We start from the raw sequence: 255 nt of genomic DNA on the forward strand, positions 1-255 counted from the left end.
TACTCAGGCTGGAACATTAAACACTACTGTTCAATGTAGTGATGCTGCAGCATTAACTGCTGCTCAAAATCAAGCTCCTGCAGCTACAGCCAATTGTTCAATTGTAACTTACACCAAAACAAGTGGTGCTTTTATTGCCTCTGAAGGTTGTGCTAACGCTGGAACGTATACCAACTCTTGGGTTGCAAAAGATGATTGCGGAAACGTTACGGATGCCTTTATTCAAGTAATTACTATTGAAGATACCACTGCCCC

The 255-nt window shown here is 42.0% G+C and carries 1 protein-coding gene; it reads left to right on the forward strand.

Going from position 1 to position 255, the window contains the following annotated elements:
* On the forward strand, positions 1–255 hold a 255-nt coding region (locus ACHRV5_RS22500; RefSeq protein ID WP_395428349.1), incomplete at both ends, for a hypothetical protein.

Source organism: Flavobacterium sp. FlaQc-52 (assembly GCF_044007495.1).
GTDB lineage: Bacteria > Bacteroidota > Bacteroidia > Flavobacteriales > Flavobacteriaceae > Flavobacterium > Flavobacterium cupriresistens.